This window comes from Nocardioides daphniae (assembly GCF_004777465.1).
Taxonomy (GTDB): domain Bacteria; phylum Actinomycetota; class Actinomycetes; order Propionibacteriales; family Nocardioidaceae; genus Nocardioides; species Nocardioides daphniae.
Map to the genome: position 1 here is coordinate 3,525,698 of NZ_CP038462.1, position 21,294 is coordinate 3,546,991.

Below are 21,294 nucleotides of genomic sequence, written 5' to 3' on the forward strand. Positions count from 1 at the left end.
CGCGCGGCGGCATGGTCATTGGCGACCGCAGCGCACCAGCAGCCACAGCAGCAGGACGACCTCACCCACGAAGGTGACGGCCCCGAGCGAGAACGCTGACTCCGCGCCGACCGCGACCACGACGGCATCGAACGCATAGCCGGCGCCGGCCAGCACGACGAGCCAGCCGATCCAGGTCGGGACGAGCGTGCTGCGTACGCACGCTGCTCCGGCGACCAGCAGGTGGGCGCCGAAGACGAGGAGCCCGGCGTCCCAGACGGCATGGAAGCGCGCCTCGTCCACCGGAGCGAGAAGAGAGGCTCCCGCCACGGTGAAGACCGCCGCGTACGCCACCCGCAGCGTCGCCGCGATCCACGCCCACAGCTCGCCCCCGGTCGCGAGCACCGGCAGGAGCGCGACGGCCGCGACGACGTCCAGCACGGCCACGGTCAGCGCGACGAGCGCAGCCACACCGAAGTGACCGGCCGGAAGTGCGAGGAGGAGTCCGAGCGGCGCGAGCACGGCCATCACCAGCAGAGCCGCGCCCGCCACGACAGCCGGGGTGCGCAGGTCGGGGGCCGTCACCGGGTCGGCCGCGATGACCCCTGCGGTCACTGGGCACCACCCACGCGGACCGCGACCTTGCCGGTGACCCGGCCATCAGCCAACTCGTCGAGCGCGCGGGGCGTCTCCTCCAGCGGCACCGTCCCGTGCACGTGCGGCCGCAGGCCGTCGACCGCCACCGCCTCGGCGATGCGCTCCAGGTCGACATGGGTCTCCCGCGCCATCAGCATCACGTAGCGCTGCCGCGCAGCGAGCATCCGCAGGGCGAGGAACATCGGGCGTACGAAGCCGCCCGTCCATCCGCCGCCGGTCTCGACACCCACGAAGACGATCGTGCCGGTGGGGGTCAGCACCCGCCGTAGGCGCCGCAGCGACGTGCCTCCCGCGACGTCGATGACCGCGTCGCAGCTCAGCCCGGCCAGCGGGTCACCGACGGCGTGGTCGACGACCCGGTCGGCTCCCCACGACCGCACGGCCTCCGCCTTGACAGCGCTGCAGACCGCGGTCACCCGCGCCCCGCGCGCGACCGCCAGCTTCACGGCGAAGCTGCCCACCCCACCGGAGGCTCCGATGACCAGGACGTGGTCGCCGGCGTCGACCCGGGCGGCGTCGAGCGCCTGCAGCGCCGTCAGCCCCGAGACGCCCAGCACCGCGCACTCCGTCGGCGCGAGTCCGGCGGGCGCAAGGGCCAGCTTGGTCTCCAGGGCGACGGCCTGCTCGGTCAACGACCCCCGGGCGATGCCGAAGACCTGCTGCCCGACCTGCAGACGGGTCACTCCCTCGCCCACCGCGACCACCCGGCCCGCCACGTCCAGCCCCGGGACCAGCCGCTTGGGCTGCCGCAACCCCACGGCCAGGCGAGCCATCCGCGGCAGCCCGGTGAGCAGGTGCAGCGTCCCGCGGTCGATGGCGGCGGCCTGCACGTCCAGCAGCACCTCACCCGGCCCCGGCGACGGGGCGGCGATCGTCTCGACGCGGAGCACGTCGGTGCCGCCGTACTCCCGCTGCACCAGCGCACGGACCCGCTCGCCCGCCTCGTTGGCCTCCGCCTGTGCGTCCAGCTCTGTCATCACTGCCCCCCTCCCCGTTCCCGTACGTTGTACGGTACGACGTACGGTAATGGTACCGTGACGCCGTGTCCAGCCCCCCCGTGCCCCGCGCCACACCCTCAGCCGCGAGCGCCTGGTGGCCGCGGCCCTCGACCTGGCCGACTCCGAGGGCATCTCCGCGCTGACGATCCGCGCGCTGGCCTCCGGGCTGGGCGTGAAGCCGATGGCGATCTACCACCACGTGGCGAACAAGGACGAGATCCTCGACGCGATCGTCGACGCGGTCTACGCCGAGACCTACCTGCCGCGGCCCTACGCCCCCTGGCGCGAGGAGCTGGCTCGGCGGACACGGTCCGTCCACGACGCCCTCAACCGGCACCCGTGGGCGCTCGGGCTGATGGAGACCCGCAAGGCACCGGGACCGGCCAACCTGGCCAGCCACGAGGCGGTGCTCGAGGTGCTGCTCACCGCCGGCTTCTCGCTCGGGGCCACGGCCCACGCGTACGCCACGCTCGACGCCTTCGTCTACGGCTTCTGCCTGCAGGAGGTGATGCTCGACTCGATCGACCTGGCCGGCTCCGCCGACGACCTGCTGGCCGGCATGAACCTCACCGGTCACCCGCGGATGGCGCAGTTCGCCGCCGAGCACGTCCTGCAGCCCGGCTACGCCTTCGGCGACTCCTTCGAGGTGGGCCTCGGTCTGGTCCTCGACGGCCTGGAGCAGCTGCGGCGCTCGGCCTGAGCCACCGTCGTACGCCGCCGGCCGCCGGCCGCACCGAGGCGGCAGCACGCCGACGACCCGGTAGCCTCGGGGCCGTGTCTTCCCGCCAGCTCGTCCAGCCCCTGACCCTGCGCCCGGTGACCGCGGCCGACCACCTCGCGTTCATCCGCACCCAGCCGTCGGCCTCCTTCCTGCAGGTGCCCGCGTGGGGACCGGTGAAGTCGGAGTGGCAGCACGAGTCGCTCGGCTGGTTCCGCCCCGGAGCCGACGGCGAGGAGATGGTGGGCGCCGCGCTGGTGCTCTACCGCCAGCTGCCCAAGGTCAAGCGCTACCTCGCCTACCTGCCCGAGGGACCGGTCCTCGACTGGGCCTCCTTCACCGACCCCGACGCGCGCCTCGCCGACTGGCTCGAGCCGCTGCGCGACTACCTGAAGACCAAGGGCGCCTTCGGCATCCGCATCGGCCCGCCCGTGGTGACGCGCCGCTGGTCGGCCGCCCAGATCAAGGAGGGCGTCTCCGACCCGGCCGTCCGCCGCCTCGACGACATCGCCCCGCTCGAGCGCACCCCCACCGGCGCCGCGGTCGTCTCCCAGCTCCACGAGCTGGGGTGGCAGCCGCAGGCCGCCGAGGGTGGCTTCGCCGCCGGCCAGCCGCAGTACAACTTCCACGTCCCGCTGACCGTCGACGGGCGCGCCAAGACCGAGGACGAGGTCCTCAAGTCGATGAACCAGCTGTGGCGCCGCAACATCAAGAAGGCCGCCAAGGAGGGCGTCGAGGTCACCCGCGGCACCCGTGACGACCTGGCCGCCTTCCACGCGCTCTACGTGCACACCGCCGAGCGCGACCACTTCACGCCGCGGCCGCTCGCGTACTTCGAGAAGATGTGGGACTCCCTGACCCCGGAGGAGGACGACCGCTTCGTCCTCCACCTGGCCCGCCACGAGGGCGACCTGGTCGCGGCCACCATCTCGATCCGCGTCGGCCAGCACTCCTGGTACTCCTACGGCGCCTCCTCGACCGAGAAGCGCGAGGTCCGCGGCTCCAACGCCGTGCAGTGGGAGATGATCCGCAGCGCACTGGCGGCCGGCGCGGCCGTCTACGACATGCGCGGCATCACCGACACCCTCGACGCCGACGACCCGCACGTGGGGCTCATCCAGTTCAAGGTCGGCACCGGCGGCGAGGCCGTCGAGTACGTCGGCGAGTGGGACCTGCCGATCAACCGCGCGATCTACGCCGCGTTCCAGCTCTACATGAAGAGGCGTTGAGATGACCCTGACCCTCCACGTCGACGGCCCCCGCTGGCGCGACCACCTGGTCGCCGTCGCCGAGCGCACCCCCGGCATGGTCCCGGTCGCCAAGGGCAACGGCTACGGCTTCGGCCTCCCCCGCCTCGCCAGGCGTACGCAGTGGCTCGCCGACCGGGGTGCCGCTGCGGGCCACACGTGGGGCGACGTCCTCGCGGTCGGCACGTACGACGAGATCGGCGAGGTGGCCAGCCGCTACGACGGCAGCATCCTGGTGCTGACCCCGTGGCGCCCGTTCGGGGCGGCCCTCGACGTCGACCCGGCGCTCGCGCACCGGGTGATCCACACGGTGAGCCGCGCCGAGGACCTCGCCACGCTGCTGGAGCGCCAGCCCGACGCGCGCTACGTGCTGGAGCTCGTCACCTCGATGCTGCGCCACGGCATGACCGGGCGCGAGCTGCGGGGCCTCGGCGGCCTCACCGCCCGCGGCACCCTCGAGGGCGTCGCCATGCACCTCCCGCTCGCCCAGGGATCGCACCTGTCGCAGGTGCAGCGCCTGGTCACCGACGCGATCGCTGCCGACCTGCCGACCCGCACGCTGTGGGTCAGCCACCTCACGCGCTCCGAGCTCGACCGGTTGCGCACGTCGTACTCCGACTTCACCATCCGTCCGCGCATCGGCACCGACCTGTGGCTGGGTGACCGTGGCGCGCTGAAGGTGACCGCGCAGGTGCTCGACGTGCACGCCGTCGAGCGTGGCGACGTCTTCGGCTACCGCTCGCGCACCGCCCCGAAGAGCGGCCACGTCCTGGTCGTCTCCGGCGGCACCGCGCACGGCATCGGCCTGGAGGCCCCGTCCGGCGACCAGTCCCTGAAGGCGCGCGCGGCCACCCTGGCCCGGGGCGGCCTGGACGCGGTCGGCTTCGTGCGCAGCCCCTACTCGATCGGCGGCAAGCAGCGGCTCTTCGCCGAGCCGCCGCACATGCAGGCCTCGATGCTCTTCCTGCCGCACGGCTCGCAGGTGCCCCAGGTGGGCGACGAGATCGACGTGCGGGTGCGCTTCACGGCCACCGCCTTCGACCGCGTCGAGGTCTCCTGAGCGAGCGAAGGTGGCGCACAGACTCGGTCGGGCGCTGACACCAGCGCACCGCTGACCGGCCGAGAGACATCCCCGGCGGCCCCGCGGCTCACCCTACGCCGCGGGGCCCCACTCATTTCTGGGGCGAGTCGGCCCGCCGAGCCGCTTCGTCGCCGCCGCACAGGCCGGCCTCGATGCCTTTCCTACCCCGGGCGCGTAGGCACATCGCGACGTGGGCCACTACAGCCTCAGGCTGCGAAGCACTTGATCTCGCGGGCCGGCGAAGCGGCCACGTCGGGGGTGTCAATCGCCCCGACGATGTCCACGTCGACCCGGGAGCGGTACTCGTAGGTCTTCGAGCTGGTGTCGCACGACTTCGTGTGGATGGTCTTCTGCGTGCAGCCAGACTTGATGGTCTTCGTCGTAGAACCCGACACCCGATTCCACGTGTCGCTTCCGGGGCTGCGGCGCTCGATCCACACCTTGACCTTGGCCCGCTTCGTCGGATCAGCCTTGGCCAGCTTCCAGCACCCCTTGGTGCGCAGGGTGTCCGCAGGCTTCTCACGGACGATCTCAGCGACGGTGACAAAGAATTTGGTCGGTTTGGCGGCTGCTTGACCGCTCTCATGGACGGGCGGGGAACCAGTGGCCCCGGCGGATGCCGCCGAAGCGGTGAGGGTCAGGGGAAGCGCGAGGCAGAGGGAGACGAGTGTCCGTTTCATGCGGGGCACAGTAACGATTCACGCCGACACCGTGCCGTGCGTCCTACGCTCCGGTCGCTCATCCCCAGTGAGGGATGAGCGAAGCCGTCCCGTGGCTGTCGTGGTCGGAGCCTGAGTCACCGGGTCACGGGCTGAGTAGGATCCCTCCATCCAGAAGAGGAAGGAGCGACGGTTGAATCGCCACCCCGTCTCGAGCCCGTCAGGTGCGCTCGTGGATGCCGTCGAACAGCTCGGGCACACGAAGATCTCCGTGCGCATTGGCGCGATCTACGCCCTCGGTCATCTCGCCCTGCACGACGACCAGCTGCTGGACGTGGTCGACCGCATCCTCAGCGCCCACCTGCGCCTGGTCTTCCACGAGATCAACCACGACGTCCGGCCAGCAGCCTCCCCCCTCTCCGACGACCTTGGACCGGACCCGGCTCCCTCACCGCAGGCGAGGGAGACCACCAGTGCGCCCCAGGCCGCGTTCGAGGAGGCCACCGCCTGCTTGCGAGCGCTCAGCATGGTCGCGGAGAAGTCACCGTTCGACGGCTTCCGTCTGGACCACGTGCGCTGGCCGTCAGGGACCTGGGGTCCCGACGTCCGTGCCACCAAGGTCAACGCCCCTGGCGCAGACCTGCGCGGCGTGAGCCTCTGCGGCGCAGAGCTCACCCACGCTGATCTCTCCAACGCCAGCTGGGCCCACGGCGCCCTGGCCGATGCAGTGCTGGCGGGCGCCGACCTGAGTCACGCCGACCTGTCCAGCGCCGACCTGTCCAACGCCGACCTGAGTGGCACCGACCTCACCGGGGCACATCTTGTCCGCGCAGATCTCACCGGGGCCAACCTCACCGCGGCCTATCTGGCGCACGCCGACCTGACGGCAGCGGACCTCACCACGGTCAGGTGCGAGGGAGCCGATCTGACGGGGGCCGACCTCAGCCACGCCGACCTCACCGAGGCGGAGCTGTCCGGAGCCGACCTCACCGGGTCTGTGGTGGACGAGGCCACCTACGCCAGGCACAGGGTGGAGTTGGCCCAGTGGGAGCTCACGGACGGCGAGCTCCGGCGTGCCCAGGACGCGACCACAGGTCGTTGAGACCGTTCCGCGGAAGTCGTCGCCGTCTCAGGTCCGGAGGGAAGCCGTCTCCCGGGGCTCCTCCCGTCCTACCGGGTCCTCATCCGGATCCAGCACCCCGCGCACGACCATCGTCACCAGCCACAGCTGGGCGGCCAGACGCAGCACGATCGCGGCCCAGTAGACGACCGAGTACTCACCCTGCGCAGGCGCCAGGAAGCCGCCCAGCCACCACCAGACGGCGGCGAAGTAGAAGATCTCGCCGGCCTGCCAGATCAGCAGGTCGCGCCACCTGGGGTGGGCGAGGACGGCCAGCGGCAGCAGCCAGAGGACGTACTGCGGGGAGTAGACCTTGTTGACCAGCAGGAAGCCGGCCAGGATCAGGAAGCCCAGCTGGGCGAAGCGAGGCGTCGACGGGGCCTTGAGCCCCAGCACCAGCACCCCGGCGCACCAGAGCAGGAAGAAGGCCCACGACCCGAGGTTGATGGTGTCGACGTCGATCCAGGCGCCCGGGCCCATCCACTGCTGGGCCAGCAGCCACACCGACCCGAGGTCGGCGCCGCGGTCGGAGTTGAACGTCCAGAAGACCTTCCACTCCGCCGGGCCCGTGACCAGCGCCGGCACGTTGGCCAGCAGCCAGGCGATCACCGCCGCCGAGAAGGCGCTGGCCAGCGCCGCCCAGCGCCGGTTGCGCAGGCAGAGCACGAGCACGGCACCCAGCAGGAAGAGCGGGTAGAGCTTCACCGCCGTTCCGAGCCCGATCAGCACCCCGGTCAGCACCGGCCGCTCCCGGGCCCAGGCCCACGCCGCGCCGGCGACGAAGACGACGGCCAGCAGGTCCCAGTTCATGATGCCGGTGAGCGCCAGCGTCGGGGCGAGGGCGAAGCCGGCGGCGTCCCAGGGTCGGCGGCGGGTCACCCCGGCCAGCAGCCACGTCGTGGCCAGCGCCACCAGGCCGAAGCCGACCGCGTTGACCGCGACGTACACGGTGCCCTCGCGAGCCAGGTCTCGCTCCGGGTCGTCGACGTCGGGGGCGCCACTCAGCGCCCAGGTGACGATGCCGGTGCCCCAGGCCCAGTAGGAGATCCCGACGGGATACTCCATGACCTCGAACTCGGCACGCACCTCCGGGTCGTCGGTGTAGGGCCAGTGCAGGTCGGACATGCCGCGCCAGCCGTAGAGGTACGGCAGGTCGGAGTAGCACATGTGGCTGTAGCGCTGGGTGGTGTCCTGCCACTCCTCCTCGGCGCAGGGCGCCTTGGAGAGCATGCCCGCCGCGAAGGTGAGCGCGGTCAGCAGCAGCAGCACCCGGACCGGGGACCACCACGGGTGGCGACCCGCCCGTCTGCCCATCGGCCCCCCGACGGACTCCGACAGCGCGGCGACCGTCGGGTCGTCGCGGGTGGGGTGCACCCACGACGACTCACTCACCGACCCTCCCACCGGCGAGCTCACCTGTCAGTCCCGGGGTTCCAGGCGTCCCGGACCGCCGCCAGGCCCGCCCGGCCCGCCCTGGCCGCCTCCGCCGCCGCCTCCCCCGCCACCGGGAGTCGGCGTGGGAGCCGGCGGCGTCGGGGTCGGCGTCGGGGTCGGCGTCGGGTTCTCGGTCGGCGTCGGCGTCGGCGTCGGCGTCGGGGTGGGGGTCGGCGTGGGCGTCGGGGTCGGCGTCGGCTTCTTCGACGGCTTCTGCGACGGCTGCGGCCGGCTCGGCGGGGTGTAGGTGTTCTTGGTGGACTTGCCGCCGTCGAGGAACTCCGGCTCCGGGAAGTCCTCGACCTCCATGCCCTCGCTCAGGCGGTCCATGATCGCGGTCCAGGTCGACGTCGGGTAGCGGCCGCCGTAGAACGACGGCAGCCAGTCGTCGAGCTTGTCGTCGCCGTCACCACGGACGTACATCACGGCCGTCGAGAGCTGCGGCGTGAAGCCGACGAACCACGACGAGGAGACGTGGACGTTCTCGCGGTCGGCACCCGCGGTCGCGGTGCCGGTCTTGCCGGCGGCCGGGCGGTTGATGCCGCGGGCAGTGGTGCCCGAGCCGCTCTTCACGACCTCCTCGAGGGCGGCGTAGACGGTGTCGGCGTTGACCTCGGGGTCGATCGCCTGACGGGTCTCGACCTTGCGGCTGAAGGAGGTCTCGCCGTCGGCCTCGACGACCTTGGCCACGACGTGCACGTCGGCGCGCTCGCCGAAGTTGGCGAAGGTGGCGTAGGCGTTGGCCATGTTGATCGGGCTGACACGGGCCTTGCCCAGCGTGATCAGCGAGTCCTTCGGGGTGAGGTCGCCGGTGCGCATCGGGATGCCCGGAAACTCGCTGTCGGCCTCCTCGGGCGGCAGGCCGGCGCGCAGCATCGTGCGGTAGATCTTGCGCGGGCCGTCGTCCATGGAGTCGGACATGTCGACGAAGGCGGTGTTGGTCGACTTCGCGGTGGCGGTCGTCATGGAGACGGAGCTGCCCAGGTCGGCCGCGCCCTCACCGGCGTTGTAGACCTTCAGCCCGCCGTTGAAGACGTACGGGGAGTTGCCCTGGAAGGTGTCGCGCAGCGAGAAGCCTTCCTCGATCGCGGTGGCCACGGTGAAGGCCTTCATCGTCGAGCCGGCCATGCCGCCGGTGGCGGCCCAGTTGATCTGCGACTGGAGGAAGTCCTGGCCACCGTAGAAGGCGCGGAGCCGACCGGTGCCCGGCTCGACGGTGGCGGCGCCGATGTGGAGCTGCTTGTCACCGAAGCCCTCGGGACGCTGCTCGACGACCGACTCGGCCATCTTCTTCATCATCTCGTCGTTGAGCGTGGTGGTGACCCGCAGGCCGCCGCCGACGATCTCCTCCTCGGTGTAGCCGAGGCGCAGGAGCTCGTCGCGGACCAGCTTGAGCATGTGGCCGCGCTGGCCGCCCTGGGCCGACTGGGCCCGCTGCTTCGGGAAGGGGGCAGCTTCTTGGCCGCCTGCCTCGCCTTCTCCGCCTCGACGGCCTCGTCGGCGGCCATCCGGCGCAGCGTGTAGTCGAAGCGCTCCTTCAGCTCGGCCTTCGCCTCCGGGCCGTTGGCCGGGTCGAGGGCGTTGGGGCTGTTGAGCACGCTGGCCAGCACGGCGGCCTGGCGCAGGTTGATGTCCTTGACGTCCTTGCCGAAGTACGCCTGGGATGCGGCCTGCACGCCGTAGGCGCCGCGGCCGAAGTAGATGGTGTTGAGGTAGCCCTCGAGGATCTCCCGCTTGCTCATCTCACGCTGGATCTTGAGCGAGAGAATCGCCTCCTTCACCTTGCGGGTGATCCGCTGCTCGCTGGTGAGGTAGAGGATCTTCACGTACTGCTGGGTGATCGTGGAGCCGCCGCCGACGGTCTGACCGGCCTTCGCGTTGGAGAAGGCGGCGCGCAGGATGCCCTTGGGGTCGATGCCGGAGTCGGTCCAGAAGGTCTTGTTCTCGGCGGAGACCACCGCGTCCTGCAGGTGCTGCGGCATGTCGTCCAGCGGCACCGCGACACGGTTCTGCGTCACGTAGCGCCCGATCTCCTTCTCGCCGTCGTCGTAGTAGACGAAGGAGGTCTGGGTCTTGAACTCGGCGTTCGCGTCCGGCAGGTCGATGGTCTGGTAGGCGACCAGGAAGGCCGCGACGGCGCCGAGGGCACCGATCAGTCCGAGGGCGCAGACCCACATCAGGGCCCTGCGTACGCGCTGACCGGCCGACTTCTTCGGCTTCCCCGGACGGCGGGTGACCGCCTTGCCGGGGGCTCTACGGGAGTTCGTCACGACGCAAGGGTAGAGGGGAATCCGAGGAGGACCCGATTGTTGGCGGTGCGGTCCAGTCTGGACCTGGCCGGATATATCGGTACGATAGATCGCATGTCACGACGCGGCGAGACGATCGAGCTGGCAGTCCTCGGGCTGCTGCACGAGGGTCCGCTGCACGGGTACGAGCTGCGCCGCCGCCTCAACCTGATGCTGGGGTGGGGTCTCGGGCGAGTGCTCTCGTACGGCTCCCTCTACCCGGCCCTGAAGAAGATGTCGCGCGGCGGCCTGATCAGCGAGGACGACTCCGTCCCCACCCTGGTCACGGGTCGTCCCCGGATCGTCTACCGGGTGACCGACGACGGCCGCGCGGCCTTCGCGCGACTCATGTCGGAGGCGGGACCCTCCGCCTGGGAGGACGACGACTTCGGGATCCGTTTCAGCTTCTTCGCCTCGGCACCCACCGAGATCCGCCTGCGGGTCCTCGAGGGGCGTCGTACGCGGTTGGAGGAGCGTCTGGCACGCGTCCGGACCGACCTGGAACGGTCACCGAGGAAGGCCGACCGCTACGCCTCGGAGTTCCACCGCCACCGCGTCGAGTCCGTCGAGCGCGAGGTCCGTTGGCTCTCCGACCTGATCGCTGCAGAGCGCGAGCGGCAGGAGACCCGGGGTGGGGCCGGCCGGCCGGAGCACCCGCAGCACCAGACAGAGAACCACGCAGGACACCACTCAGAACACGGTCACGCCGCCCCCGGCGCCTGACCCCAGCAAGGATTGAAGGAGAGCCCCATGAGTTCAGTACGGGTTGGGATCGTCGCGTGGGCAACTGCGCCACCTCGCTCATCCAGGGCGTGGAGTACTACAAGGACGCGGACCCGGCGGGCACCGTCCCCGGGCTCATGCACGTCAAGTTCGGTGACTACCACGTCTCCGACGTGAAGTTCGTCGCCGCGTTCGACGTCGACGCCAAGAAGGTCGGCTTCGACCTCTCGGAGGCCATCAACAACTCCGAGAACAACACCATCAAGATCACCGACGTCCCGCCGCTCGGCGTGACCGTCCAGCGTGGCCCGACCCTCGACGGCCTCGGCAAGTACTACTCGATGACCATCGAGGAGTCCGACGCCGTCGCGGTCGACGTGGTCCAGGCGCTCAAGGACGCCGAGGTCGACGTGCTCGTCTCCTACCTCCCGGTGGGCTCCGAGGACGCGGACAAGTTCTACGCCCAGTGCGCCATCGACGCGGGTGTGGCCTTCGTCAACGCGCTGCCCGTCTTCATCGCCTCCGACCCCGAGTGGGCCGCGAAGTTCGAGGCGGCCGGCGTGCCGATCGTCGGTGACGACATCAAGTCGCAGGTCGGTGCCACCATCACCCACCGCGTGATGGCGAAGCTGTTCGAGGACCGTGGCGTGACGCTGGACCGCACCTACCAGCTCAACGTCGGCGGCAACATGGACTTCAAGAACATGCTCGAGCGCGAGCGCCTCGAGTCCAAGAAGGTCTCCAAGACCCAGGCCGTCACCTCGAACCTGACCGGTTCGCTGGCCGGCAAGATCGACGACAAGAACGTCCACATCGGCCCGTCCGACTACGTGGCGTGGCTCGACGACCGCAAGTGGGCGTACGTCCGCCTCGAGGGCCGCGCGTTCGGTGACGTCCCGCTCAACCTGGAGTACAAGCTCGAGGTCTGGGACTCGCCCAACTCGGCCGGCATCATCATCGACGCCGTCCGTGCCGCGAAGATCGCGCTCGACCGGGGCATCGGTGGCCCGATCCTCCCGGCCTCGGCCTACCTGATGAAGTCGCCGCCGGTGCAGATGGCCGACGACGAGGGCCGCGCCAAGCTCGAGGCCTTCATCATCGGCGCCTGAGCCACCTCGTACGACCCCGGACCCCCGTCGCCCCTGTGGGCGGCGGGGGTTCGTCGTTCCGTGGACGACGTGTCGCGCCCCGGCTGCCGCCAGGGTCAGCGCACCACGTCGTACACGAGTCTCGTGATCCCGTTCGCGTACGTCCTGGCCTCGGCGACCGCGAGCCGGCGCTTCGGCTGGGCCACACCAGCAGGCCGCGGTGGTTGAGGTTGAGCAGGCGTGAGCCCTCGCGGACCGGGCCGCGGGTGAAGGTCTTGACGACCTGCGGGCCCAACTCGGAGATCCGCGGCAGGTCGCTGACCAGCGCCCACACCGTCGCGGGCGGCGACGTCGACGGACTGCTCGATGTGCTTGAGGATCAGTGCCGCGTGCTCTTGGTCGCAATGAGCGCCAGTGTCGCGGCTCCCTGCGCGCCGGGTCTACCCCTGCGCGCGCTGCTCCCACCACGTACGCAGCGCAGCCTCGGCCGCCTCGGGGCTCTGCGGCCCCTCGTCGAGGCGCAGCTCCAGCAGGAACTTGTAGGCCTCGCCGACCTCACGCCCGGGCTTGAGCCCGAGGATCTCCATGATCTGGGTGCCGTCGAGGTCCGGACGCACGGCGTCCATCTCCTCCTTCTCGGCGAGGTGGGCGATGCGGGCCTCGAGCTCGTCGTACGTCCGGCGCAGCCGCGCCGCCTTGCGCGCGTTGCGCGTGGTGCAGTCGGCGCGGGTGAGGATGTGGAGGCGCTCGAGCTGGTCGCCGGCGTCACGCACGTAGCGGCGCACGGCGGAGTCGGTCCACTCCCCGCTGCCGTAGCCGTGGAAGCGCAGGTGCAGCTCGACCAGCTTGCTGACCGCGTCGATCTCGTCGTTGGAGAAGCGCAGCGCCTTCATCCGCTTGCGGGTGATCTTGGCGCCGACCACGTCGTGGTGGTGGAAGGTGACGGTGCCGTCCTCGACGAACTTGCGCGTGCGCGGCTTGCCCACGTCGTGCATCAGGGCGGCGAAGCGGGCCACGAAGTCGGGTCCGCCGAGACGGTCCTCCTGGTCGATGGTCTGCTCGAGCACGGTCAGCGTGTGCTCGTAGACGTCCTTGTGGCGGTGGTGCTCGTCGCGCTCCAGCGCCAGCGCCGGCAGCTCGGGCAGCACCAGCTCGGCCAGCCCGGTCTCCACCAGCAGGGTCAGCCCGCGGCGCGGCCAGGGCGCGCAGATCAGCTTCACCAGCTCGTCACGGACCCGCTCGGCGGAGATGATCTCGATGCGCGGGGCCATCTCCTTCATCGCCTCGACCACCTCGGGGGCGACGTCGAAGCCGAGCTGGGCGGCGAAGCGGGCGGCCCGCATCATCCGCAGCGGGTCGTCGGAGAAGGAGTCCTGCGGACGGCCCGGCGTGCGGAGCACGCGCTGCGCCAGGTCGACCACGCCGTGGTGCGGGTCCTCGAAGGCGCGACCCGGGACGGCGACCGCCATCGCGTTGACGGTGAAGTCGCGGCGGCCCAGGTCGCCGGCCAGGCTGTCACCGAAGTCGACCTCGGGCTTGCGGGAGTCGGGGTCGTAGGACTCGGCGCGGTACGTCGTGATCTCGACCTGCCAGTCGCCCTTGCGGCAGCCGATGGTGCCGAAGGCGCGGCCCATGTCCCAGGTGGCGTCGGCCCAGCCCTTCAGCAGCCGCTCGGTCTCGTCGGGTCGGGCCGAGGTGGTGAAGTCGAGGTCGTTCTGCAGGCGGCCGAGCATGGCGTCGCGCACCGGGCCGCCGACCAGGAAGAGCTCGTGGCCGGCGGCGGCGAACCGCTCGCCCAGCGGATCGATGACCTCGCTGATCCGGTCCAGCTCCGCGCCGACGGCCTGCTGGATCTCGACCATGCTGAGGGCGGGGGGAAGCGCTGCGTCGGACACGAGGAGCCAGTCTAGGCCACGTGGGGCCCCACGCCGTGGTCGAGAAGACGGCCCGCCGACGCGCAGACGGCCAACCCGGCACCCACCCGCGCAACAACTAGGATCGCGGGGTGCCCCGCCGATCTCCGCTGACGTCGCTGAGCGCGTTCGTGGTCTCCCTCGGCGTGCTGCTGGCCGCTCCGGTGACGGCCGCCGTCGCCGCTCCGGGCACCGTCGACCCGTCGCAGGCCGACCCGCTCGAGCTCAGCATCGAGCGGATGTCGCCCACCGTGATGACCGGTGACCGCGACGTCGTGATCTCGGGCACCGTGACCAACGCCAGCGACGAGACCTGGCGCGAGATCAACATCGCCCCCTTCCGGGCCGCCTTCCCGATCACCGACACCTCCACGCTCAACGCGGCGGCCGACCTGCCCGCCGACCAGTACGTCGGTGACCGGCTCACCGACGTCGAGGTGATCTACAAGATCGACTCGCTGGCCCCCGGTGCCACCACCTCCTTCACCGCCCGGATCCCGCGCGCCCGCCTGGGTCGCACCAACGGCGTCTACTGGGTGGGCGTGCACGCCAGCGGCGTCACCGACACCCAGCCGCGCGACGACTTCACCGACGGCCGCGCGCGCACCTTCCTCCCGGTCGCTGCGGGCGACGCCGCACCACTGCGTACGGCGGTCGTGCTGCCGCTGAAGGCGGCCGTGCGCCACACCGCCGACGGTCGAGTCGACAACGGCGAGGGCTGGGCCACCCTGCTCGGCCCCGGCGGGCGCCTCGACGCCCTGCTCGAGACCGCCGAGGAGACCGACGTCCCCATCACCTGGGTCGTCGACCCGGCCGTGCCGCACGCGGTCAGCCGACTCGCCGCCGGCAACCCCGGCTGGACGCTGACCGCGCTGCCGCGGGAGGAGCCCACCGAGACCCCGCGCGGCGACGAGGAGGCGGAGCCCGACCCCAGCCTGCCCGTCCTGCCGTCGGACTCCCCGACGCCCGAGGAGGAGGTCGACCCCGAGGTCGCGGCGCTGGCCGAGGTCGCCCAGAGCTGGCTCGACCGCTTCACCGCGGTGATGGCCGACGCCGACGTCCTCGCGCTGCCCTACGGCGACGTGGACGTGGCCGCCCTCAGCGACGCCGACCCCGAGTCGCTCGCCGCCGCCCACGTCCGCTCGACCGAGGTCCTCGAGGCGCTCGGTGTCGACTCCACGCCCGTGGTCGCCTCCCCCGACGGCCGCCTCACCCGCGCCGCCGTGGAGAGCTCGCCCGACGCCGCTTTGGTCCTGCTCAACGAACGTGGCCTCACCGGCGACGAGGGGCCGGTCCCGACCACCGGCACCGTGCTGGGCCACGACTTCGCCGCCACCTCCGCCGGCATCGCCCGCGGCGGCCCCGGCCCCGAGGACGCCACCTCCGCCGTCGGCGTACGCCAGCGCGTGGTCAGCGAGGCGGTCCTGCGCCAGCTCGCCGGTGACCGCACGCCGTTGGTCGTGAAGCCGCCGACCGGGTGGGACGCCGCCGACGGCGCCGACGAGCTCTTCGCCGCCCTGGAGACCCGGCGCTTCAGGGTCCGCCCGCTCGGCGCGCTGGTCGCGCAGGCCGACGGCCCCGCCCTCGGCGCCCGCTCCCTCGTGCACACGGCGGCCGACCGCGAGGCCCAGCTGCCGCGGGAGCACGTGGACGCCGCCCGCAAGCTCGTCGCCCGCGCCACCACGCTGGAGTCGGTGCTGACCAACCCGGCCGGCTTCGACCTGCAGGTGCGCGACGTCGCCTGGAGCGACCTGGCCCACGTGACCCGGCGGCGCCCCGACCCCGCGCTCGAGCGCATCGAGGACGGCCTCGACCACGTCGACGAGCTGCTCGGCTCGGTCACCGTCTCGGGCCCCGACTCCGCCCGCATCTCCGGCGACGGCACGATCGGCACCACCGTCACCAACGGCCTCGATGTGCCGGTCAACGTCAACGTCGCGGTCGACTCCTCCAGCGACCTGCGGGTGTCGGTGCCCAACCCGGTGGCGATCCCGCCGGAGTCGCGCCGTCGCCTGCTGCTGCCCACGAAGGCCGGACGCGAGGGCGTGCAGTCGCTGACGCTGCGGGTGACCGACGCCGAGGGTCAGTCGCTGGGCAGCAGGGCCACGGTGCAGGTGCGCGCCTCGGAGACCAGCGGTCTGCTGTGGATCATCATGGGCGCGGGGGGACTCGTCCTGCTGGGCGCGATCGTCGTACGCCTCTCCCGTCGCGGCCTGGCGACCCGCGGCCAGCTCGCCGACGCCGAGCCGGAGCAGCCGGACGAGCCCGACGAGCCCGACGAGCCTGAGCAGGCGGAGCAGCCGGAGCAGTCCGAGCAGCTGGAGGCCCGTCCGGAAGCAGCGGCGAAGGCAGAGGAGCAGTGAGCGACACCGTGGACGAGGTCGACGACACCCGCCGCCCGGTCGGCGAGAAGGCCAAGCAGTCGATCCTCGCCTCGAGCGCGGTGATGGCCGCCGGCACGACCTTCTCCCGCCTCTCCGGCTTCATCCGCTCGGCGCTGCTGGTCGCGGCGCTGGCCTCGGGTCTGCAGGGCGACGTCTTCCAGGTCGCCAACACCGTGCCCAACATGCTCTACATCCTGCTGGCCGGCGGCGTCTTCAACGCCGTCCTGGTGCCGCAGCTGGTGCGGGCGCTGAAGAACGACCCCGACGGCGGCGAGGCCTACACCAACCGCGTCGTCACCCTGGCCGCGCTCTTCCTGGGCACCGTGACGGTGCTGCTGGTCGCGCTCGCCCCGCTCGTCATGCAGGTGATGCTCGACAACGAGTACGACGCCGCCGCCCTGGCCGGGCACCGCGAGTCGGCGATCATGCTGGCCCGCTACTGCCTGCCCCAGGTCTTCTTCTACGGGATGTTCGTGCTGGTCGGGCAGGTGCTCAACGCGCGCGGCAACTTCGGCCCGATGATGTGGGCGCCGATCGCCAACAACGTGATCGCGGTCGGCGTGCTCGTCACCTACCTCTTCGTCTTCGGCCCGGCCGCCGACAAGGACGACGTCCTCACCCCCGGGCGCGAGGCGCTGCTCGGCATCGGCTCCACGGTCGGCATCGCGGTGCAGTTCCTGATCCTGCTGCCGGTGCTGCGCCGGGTCGGCTTCCGCTACCGCCCGCGCTTCGACTTCCGCGGCACCGGGCTGGGCCACACCCTGCGCCTGGGCCTGTGGACCGTGCTCTTCGTGATCGTCAACCAGGCCGCCTACGTGGTCGTCACCCGCCTGGCCACCAGCGGCACGGCCGACGGCGGCACCGGCGCCACGGTCTACGCCAACTCGTTCCTGGTGACGATGCTGCCGCACGGCATCATCACGGTCTCGCTGGTCACCGCCCTGCTGCCGCGGCTCTCCTCGTACGCCGCCGAGGGTCGCCCCGAGCGGATCGGCGTCACGCTCGCCTCGACCCTGCGCACCGCGATGCTGGTGGTGCTCCCGTTCGCCGCGCTGCTGCCGGTGCTCGGCGGCGACATCGCCAACGTGATCTACGGCTTCGGCGCCGGCGACGGCTCCGCCGGCGACTACGCCCTGACGCTGGCCGTCTTCGGCGCCGCCCTGGTGGTCTTCACGATCCACTACTTCATGCTGCGCGGCTTCTACTCCCTGGAGCAGACCCGAGCCGTCTTCCTCATCCAGTGCGTCGTCGGCACCGTCAACGTGGTCGCCGCCGTCGTGCTGGTCGGCCTCACCTCGGCGCAGCACACCGCGCCTGCCCTGGCCGCGTCGTACGCCCTGGCCTACCTGGTCGGGTCGGTCGTCAGCTGGAGCGTGCTGCGCCGCCGCGTCGGCGGCCTCGACGAGGGGCGCACGGTGCGCTTCGGCATCCGGCTGGTGATCGTCGTCGCGCTCTCGACCGGGCTCTCGTACGCCGTGTGGTGGCTGCTGCGCGGCAGCGACCCCGACCCGGCGCAGGCGCTGTCGCTGCTGCGCGGCGCCGTGGTCGGCGTGGTCCAGCTCGTCGCCTTCCTGGTGCTCACCCGGGTCTTCCGGATCCGCGAGGTCGCCGAGATCGTCGACCCGGTGCGCAACGCCGTGCTGCGTCGCCTCGGACGCGGCTGATCGCGGCCTAGGATGACCGGGACGGGGCACCGAGGTGCCGTGGCCGCTCGAGACCGGGGGGAACGTGGGAGCCGCGATCCGCGCTGGTGACGTCCTGGCGGGGCGTTATCGCATGGTCGACCTGCTCGGCGAGGCCGAGGGCGGGTGGTTCTGGTGTGCCCACGACGAGATCCTGCACCGGCCCGTGGCGGTCCACCTGCTGGCCGCCGACGACGACCGTGCCCCGGTCCTGATGGACGCCGCCCGTCGCGCCGCCGTGCTCAACGACCGGCGCAACCTGCGGGTGCTCGACGCGGACACCAACGACCGGCTCGCCTACGTCGTCAACGAGTGGGGGCAGGGCGAGTCGCTCGACCTGCTGCTGGCCGAGGGACCGATGTCGCCCTACCGGGCAGCGTGGGTCGTCTCGGAGGTCGCCGACACGATCGCCCGTGCCCACGCCGCCGGCGTCTCCCACGACCAGCTCACCCCCGAGCACGTGCTCCTCGACGAGAACGGCGAGGTCCGGATCATCGGCCTGGCCGTCGACGCCGCCCTGCACGGCGTGCCCGCGCACCGCGCCGCCGAGGACGTCACCCACCTCGGCTCGCTGCTGTACGCCGCCCTCACCGGCAAGTGGCCCGGCCCCGGCTTCTCCCTGCTCGCCCCTGCACCGACCGAGCACGACAAGGTGCTCCGCCCCCGCCAGGTGCGCGCCGGCATCCCGCGCGCCCTCGACCGGGTCTGCGACGAGATGCTGCTCGGCGGCCAGCACTCCCGCTCACTGGGGCTGGGAAGCATGCTCGGCCACCGCGCCGAGCACGACCTCACCACGCCGCAGGGGGTGCGGGACGCCCTGCAGGAGTTCCTCGACGACCCGGCGGCCCAGGCGGCCGCGGAGCACGAGGAGGACGAGCGCGCTGCCGGCAACGGCCGTCGCCCCTCGGCGCCGGTGATGCCACCCGCGCCGGAGTGGTTGCCGCGTACGCCGCCGTCGCGCCCGACCCAGCCGTCGAAGCCGCGCGAGTCGGTCGACGCCCACACCCCCGGTGGCGGCACCGCCCGTGCTGCCGGCCCAGCCAGCCCTGCAAGCCCTGCAAGCCCTGCCAAGCCTTCCAGCACGGAGTCGCGCGAGCCCGGCTCCGCGACCGCCTCGGAGGACCTCGGCATCCCGACCGAGGCCGGCATGCCGGTCTTCCACGGGGAGGACGTCGAGTGGATGCGGGCCCGCGCCAACAAGCCGGCACCCCCGCCCGCCTTCGACGAGGAGGCCGAGCGACCCCTCTTCGCCCCCGAGCCGAGCGACGGCCAGCCTGCACGTCGTACGCGGCACACGCCGACCCCACCGCACCGCGGCGACGACTACTGGCCGTGGGACACCAGCACCGGCAGCGGACCGTCCTCGCTGTCGGGCTCCGGCCTGCAGCCGATCGCCGAGCCCGTCCCGGGGCGGTCGATGATGCGTCTGGCCTGGGGGGTGGCGCTGTCGGCCCTGCTGGTGCTCGCGGTGGCAGCCGCCTACCAGTTCGGGATGACCAGCAACGACGACCCGCCGGCCGACGACCCCTCCGCGTCGCCGACGCGGGGTGGCGCGACGACCGCGACGCTGCCCGTGACCGCGCGCGACTTCGACCCGCAGGGTGACCCGCCCGAGGAGAATCCGGACACCGTGGGCCTGGCGGTCGACGACGACCCCTCGACCGCGTGGACCACCTCCTCCTACAAGCAGCAGCTCGGCCCCGACGGCTTCAAGACCGGGGTCGGCCTGGTGCTCGACCTGGGCGGGGCGCAGTCGGTGCGCCAGGTGCAGGTGACCGTGCTGGGCGGTGAGACGGCCGCGCAGCTCTACGTGACCGACCGTGACCCCACGTCGTTGGAGGGCCTCGAGCCGGTCGCCGCGGGCGCCAGCGACGGGGTGGTGACGATGACCCTGGACGAGCCGGTGCGCGGGTCGCACGTGGTCGTCTGGCTGACCAAGCTGCCCGCCTCCGCCGACGGCTTCCGGGGCCAGGTCGCCGAGGTCGAGGTCTTCGGGTGAGCGCGCCCGGACCGACCGACGCGCAGCTCCTCGCCGACCACGTCGCAGGTGACCACGAGGCGTTCGGGCTGCTCTTCGCCCGTCACCGCGACCGGCTGTGGGCGGTCGCCCTGCGCACCGCCGGCAACCCGGACGACGCCGCCGACGCCCTCCAGGACGCCATGGTCTCGGCCTTCCGACGGGCCGAGACCTTCCGTGGCCAGTCGTCGGTGACCACCTGGCTGCACCGGATCGTCGTCAACGCCTGCCTCGACCGGCACCGCCACCTCAAGGTGCGCGCCGCCCAGCCGCTGCCCGACGACGTCGACCGGATGCCCCCGGCCACCAGCCCGCCAGGGCAGGACGCCCCCGTCGACCCGGCGGACGCGGCCGTCGACTCCGACCGTCGCCAGCGGGTGCTGGCGGCGCTGGCCACGCTGCCGCCGGAGCACCGCGCCGCCCTCGTCCTGGTCGACATGGAGGGCTACTCCGTCGCGGAGGCCGCCACGATGCTGAGCTGCCCCGAGGGCACGGTGAAGTCCCGCTGCTCACGGGCTCGGGCCAGGCTCCGGGTGCTGCTGGCCGCCGACCTCGGCCCGCCCCGCGGGAACCCCGACGCCGCCGCCCCCGTCCCATCCCCGGAGAGCCCACCGCCCCCGTCCGGCTCACCGACCGTCCCGCCCACACCGACCAGCCCCGGAGGAGGTGCCCCGTGACCGACCACGACCCGTCCGACGACCACCTCCGCGACAGCGACGACGTCGTCGACGAGGAGGTGCGCAGCCTCCTCGCCGACGTACGTGCTGACGCGCCGATGCCTGCGTCCGTGGCGTCGCGGCTCGACGACGTCCTGGCCTCGCTGGTCGCCGAACGGGCGGACGGGGGCGTCGACGACGCTGCCCCGGTCGCCCCCACCGCCGTCGACCTGGCGGCCGAACGGGGTCGCCGCCGCCGTCGTACGTGGCTGGGCGTCGCCGCCGCTGCTGTCGTGCTCGTCGCGGCCGGTGCGGTCGTGCCCCAGCTGGTCTCCTCCGACGACCGTTCGACCAGCGCCGACTCGGTCCGCGACCCCGACGCGGCCGGCTCCGTCGACGGGGTGCCGTCCCTGACCCGGGCAGACCTGGCCGAGGAGCTGCAGAGCTACCTGCTGGCGGAGGCCGTGACCGAGTCGGCCGCCGCCGCTGCCTCCGAGACCCCGGCCTCCACGTCCGCCGACGAGGTGCCGGGGGCCGAGGCCCCCCTCGACGAGTCGCTCGACACCTCGGCTCAGGCCGACCGCAGGCCGATGCGTGGGGGCGACGTTCTCGAACGGTGACTGCGTCTGGACCGGCGCCGGTCAGGTGCG

General features: G+C 72.2%; 17 protein-coding genes and 1 pseudogene. 11 read left to right on the forward strand and 7 right to left on the reverse strand.

Translation table 11 applies throughout. From position 1 onward, the window contains the following. Positions 1 to 15: 15 nt before the first annotated feature. On the reverse strand, positions 16 to 594 hold the full coding sequence (locus E2C04_RS17320) for a DUF4386 family protein (protein WP_229721400.1): 579 nt from the start codon (positions 592 to 594) through the stop codon (positions 16 to 18). Next, positions 591 to 1,613, reverse strand: coding sequence for an NAD(P)-dependent alcohol dehydrogenase (locus E2C04_RS17325; protein WP_158630753.1), 1,023 nt, complete (start codon positions 1,611 to 1,613; stop codon positions 591 to 593). Before E2C04_RS17325 ends, E2C04_RS17320 begins: the two co-directional genes overlap by 4 nt. A 115-nt stretch (positions 1,614 to 1,728) precedes the next feature. On the opposite strand from E2C04_RS17325, the gene E2C04_RS17330 reads away from it, so the two are divergent. From E2C04_RS17330 to E2C04_RS17340, 3 genes are all read left to right on the forward strand, one after another. Beyond that, a complete protein-coding gene (locus E2C04_RS17330) occupies positions 1,729 to 2,334 on the forward strand; it encodes a TetR/AcrR family transcriptional regulator (RefSeq protein ID WP_238694364.1) in 606 nt (201 codons plus the stop codon). Positions 2,335 to 2,408: 74 nt separating this feature from the next. Then, a complete protein-coding gene (locus E2C04_RS17335; RefSeq protein ID WP_229721399.1) occupies positions 2,409 to 3,581 on the forward strand; it encodes a lipid II:glycine glycyltransferase FemX in 1,173 nt (390 codons plus the stop codon). A 1-nt stretch (position 3,582) separates the two neighbouring features. Next, positions 3,583 to 4,659, forward strand: coding sequence for an alanine racemase (locus E2C04_RS17340; protein ID WP_135833559.1), 1,077 nt, complete (start codon positions 3,583 to 3,585; stop codon positions 4,657 to 4,659). A 227-nt stretch (positions 4,660 to 4,886) separates the two neighbouring features. Here E2C04_RS17340 and E2C04_RS17345 read toward each other — a convergent pair whose 3' ends face one another. Next, positions 4,887 to 5,360 carry a hypothetical protein gene (locus E2C04_RS17345; RefSeq protein WP_135833560.1) on the reverse strand — a complete coding sequence of 158 codons (474 nt, stop codon included), beginning with the start codon at positions 5,358 to 5,360 and terminating at the stop codon, positions 4,887 to 4,889. Positions 5,361 to 5,571: 211 nt separating this feature from the next. Here E2C04_RS17345 and E2C04_RS17350 point away from each other — a divergent pair, with 211 nt between their 5' ends. Continuing rightward, positions 5,572 to 6,441: a pentapeptide repeat-containing protein gene (locus E2C04_RS17350; protein WP_135833561.1), complete on the forward strand. Its 870-nt coding sequence runs from the start codon at positions 5,572 to 5,574 to the stop codon at positions 6,439 to 6,441. Positions 6,442 to 6,468: 27 nt separating this feature from the next. On the opposite strand, the gene E2C04_RS17355 is transcribed toward E2C04_RS17350, so the two are convergent. The 3 genes from E2C04_RS17355 to E2C04_RS17365 are packed head-to-tail and all read right to left on the reverse strand — an operon-like array spanning position 6,469 to position 10,163. Continuing rightward, positions 6,469 to 7,851 carry a glycosyltransferase family 87 protein gene (locus E2C04_RS17355; protein WP_229721398.1) on the reverse strand — a complete coding sequence of 461 codons (1,383 nt, stop codon included), beginning with the start codon at positions 7,849 to 7,851 and terminating at the stop codon, positions 6,469 to 6,471. 27 nt (positions 7,852 to 7,878) lie between these two features. Beyond that, positions 7,879 to 9,291, reverse strand: a complete 1,413-nt coding sequence (locus E2C04_RS17360) for a transglycosylase domain-containing protein (RefSeq protein ID WP_135833562.1) — start codon at positions 9,289 to 9,291, stop codon at positions 7,879 to 7,881. After that, positions 9,189 to 10,163 carry a transglycosylase domain-containing protein gene (locus E2C04_RS17365; protein WP_135833563.1) on the reverse strand — a complete coding sequence of 325 codons (975 nt, stop codon included), beginning with the start codon at positions 10,161 to 10,163 and terminating at the stop codon, positions 9,189 to 9,191. Before E2C04_RS17365 ends, E2C04_RS17360 begins: the two co-directional genes overlap by 103 nt. 93 nt (positions 10,164 to 10,256) lie before the next feature. Here E2C04_RS17365 and E2C04_RS17370 point away from each other — a divergent pair, with 93 nt between their 5' ends. Together E2C04_RS17370 and E2C04_RS17375 are read left to right on the forward strand one after the other, a co-directional pair. Continuing rightward, the gene (locus E2C04_RS17370; protein ID WP_135833564.1) at positions 10,257 to 10,904 is read left to right on the forward strand and encodes a PadR family transcriptional regulator; all 648 of its coding nucleotides are present in this window, start codon (positions 10,257 to 10,259) and stop codon (positions 10,902 to 10,904) included. 27 nt (positions 10,905 to 10,931) lie between these two features. After that, positions 10,932 to 12,013, forward strand: a pseudogene (locus tag E2C04_RS17375) (inositol-3-phosphate synthase). A gap of 419 nt (positions 12,014 to 12,432) precedes the next feature. Here the strand turns inward: E2C04_RS17375 and E2C04_RS17380 are convergent. Then, entirely contained in the window at positions 12,433 to 13,854 is a 1,422-nt protein-coding gene (locus E2C04_RS17380; protein WP_135833861.1) for a CCA tRNA nucleotidyltransferase, read from the reverse strand. A gap of 143 nt (positions 13,855 to 13,997) precedes the next feature. Here E2C04_RS17380 and E2C04_RS17385 point away from each other — a divergent pair, with 143 nt between their 5' ends. The 5 genes from E2C04_RS17385 (at position 13,998) to E2C04_RS17405 (ending at position 21,264) form a co-directional block, all read left to right on the forward strand. After that, positions 13,998 to 16,268 (forward strand): DUF6049 family protein, encoded by a 2,271-nt coding sequence (locus E2C04_RS17385; protein ID WP_135833566.1) that lies wholly within the window; start codon positions 13,998 to 14,000, stop codon positions 16,266 to 16,268. Next, a complete protein-coding gene (gene murJ, locus E2C04_RS17390; RefSeq protein ID WP_229721396.1) occupies positions 16,265 to 17,953 on the forward strand; it encodes a murein biosynthesis integral membrane protein MurJ in 1,689 nt (562 codons plus the stop codon). The genes E2C04_RS17385 and murJ overlap by 4 nt, the downstream gene beginning before the upstream one ends. Positions 17,954 to 18,017: 64 nt before the next feature. Then, positions 18,018 to 19,970, forward strand: coding sequence for a protein kinase family protein (locus tag E2C04_RS17395; protein WP_135833567.1), 1,953 nt, complete (start codon positions 18,018 to 18,020; stop codon positions 19,968 to 19,970). Continuing rightward, positions 19,967 to 20,665, forward strand: a complete 699-nt coding sequence (gene sigM, locus E2C04_RS17400) for an RNA polymerase sigma factor SigM (protein ID WP_135833568.1) — start codon at positions 19,967 to 19,969, stop codon at positions 20,663 to 20,665. The genes E2C04_RS17395 and sigM overlap by 4 nt, the downstream gene beginning before the upstream one ends. After that, positions 20,662 to 21,264, forward strand: a complete 603-nt coding sequence (locus E2C04_RS17405) for a hypothetical protein (protein WP_135833569.1) — start codon at positions 20,662 to 20,664, stop codon at positions 21,262 to 21,264. The genes sigM and E2C04_RS17405 overlap by 4 nt, the downstream gene beginning before the upstream one ends. The last annotated feature ends 30 nt before the right edge of the window (positions 21,265 to 21,294 follow it).

Excerpts from the sequence above, each read along its gene's own strand:
- E2C04_RS17325 (WP_158630753.1), bottom strand. The coding sequence starts at position 1,613 with ATGACAGAGCTGGACGCACAGGCGGAGGCCAACGAGGCGGGCGAGCGG.
- E2C04_RS17340 (WP_135833559.1), top strand. The coding sequence starts at position 3,583 with ATGACCCTGACCCTCCACGTCGACGGCCCCCGCTGGCGCGACCACCTG.
- E2C04_RS17345 (WP_135833560.1), bottom strand. The coding sequence starts at position 5,360 with ATGAAACGGACACTCGTCTCCCTCTGCCTCGCGCTTCCCCTGACCCTC.
- E2C04_RS17360 (WP_135833562.1), bottom strand. The coding sequence starts at position 9,291 with ATGCTCAAGCTGGTCCGCGACGAGCTCCTGCGCCTCGGCTACACCGAG.
- E2C04_RS17370 (WP_135833564.1), top strand. The coding sequence starts at position 10,257 with ATGTCACGACGCGGCGAGACGATCGAGCTGGCAGTCCTCGGGCTGCTG.
- E2C04_RS17380 (WP_135833861.1), bottom strand. The coding sequence starts at position 13,854 with ATGGTCGAGATCCAGCAGGCCGTCGGCGCGGAGCTGGACCGGATCAGC.